The sequence below is a fragment of the Campylobacter sp. CNRCH_2014_2849 genome, assembly GCF_025772845.1.
GTDB lineage: Bacteria > Campylobacterota > Campylobacteria > Campylobacterales > Campylobacteraceae > Campylobacter_D > Campylobacter_D lari_D.
Genome location: NZ_JAKMSW010000037.1, coordinates 1 through 1,192, shown reverse-complemented (window position 1 = coordinate 1,192; position 1,192 = coordinate 1). Strand labels below are relative to the sequence as shown.

The window sequence follows — 1,192 nt, the reverse complement described above, 5'->3', positions numbered from 1 at the left end:
ACCCACTATTAGAAATACCAAACAAATATTAATTAATTAATTGAAAAATAATTATACTTAAGATAAAATATATCTTAATAATTTAAACATATAAATTAAAGGAGATATATTGTTTTCAAATTTAAAAATAGGGACCAAAATAGTTGCTGTTGTAATTGCAATTATAGTCTTAGGTATTGGAATTTTAGCAAGTGTAATTGCTATGCAATCTTCAAATATCTTACACACTGAAGCAGATAAATTACTTCAAACAAGTGCTTTTAGATATGCAAATATCGTCCGTGGAGCAACAGAAAGTGTACATTCAACACTAATGGGTGCAGAAAACACCATTGATAGCATCATCGCAGAACAAGACACAATAGAAGAACGCAGAATTAAAAATATTTTAGAAGGAGCTTTAGATTCTAATGGCTGGATAGCATATATTTATGTGCATATTCTTGATACTTCCAAATACAATGACATTAACCCTAAACTTTTAACACAATCAAATAAATTTTTAATGCTACTACACGACACTTCTTTAAGAGAAAAAGGTGGTGTACAATTAGTCCAAGCAGAAGATGTTATTTTAAATCAGCAAAGCGTTGAAAATGCAATAAAAAATAGAAAAGAATCGATAGGCCGACCTCAAAATTTTACCATCAACAATGAAGAAATTCTAGCTTATAATATTGCTGTGCCTATAGTAAGAAAAGGAGAAATCATAGGGGTTATAGGAGCTTTAGGAAGTTTAACACAACTTCAACATGAGCTTACAAATCCTGAAAGAAGTGTTTTTAAAGACGATCAAAGATTATTATTAGGCAAAAATGGTCTAATAGCAGTTAGCCCTGCAACCGAATTTATAGGCAAAAATATTACTCAAATCAACCCGCATCCTAGTGCGAATTTATTAATTGATTTACAAAAAAATCAAACTAATACTCTATTTGACTTCACACCAGCTTCTACAGGAAATGCAAATAGAGCAGCGATAGCAAACTTTGATGTATGGGATGGTGCTGATGATTATTGGTCTATTGTGACTATGGCTCCAGTTGGCTCAATACAAATGCCTATAGAAAAATTAATAGCAACTATAATTATAGTATCTCTTTTCGTAGTTTTAGCTATTGCTTTAATAGTATTTATATACATAAACAAAGCAGTAAGCTCAAGAATTGTTAATTTACAAAACAACCTACTG

At 30.5% G+C, this 1,192-nt stretch carries 1 protein-coding gene; it reads left to right on the top strand.

Going from position 1 to position 1,192, the window contains the following annotated elements; all coding sequences use genetic code 11:
* Window positions 1-109: 109 nt before the first annotated feature.
* A partial coding sequence (locus L8X33_RS08575) for a hypothetical protein (RefSeq protein ID WP_263666985.1) occupies window positions 110-1,192 on the top strand: 1,083 nt, incomplete at its 3' end.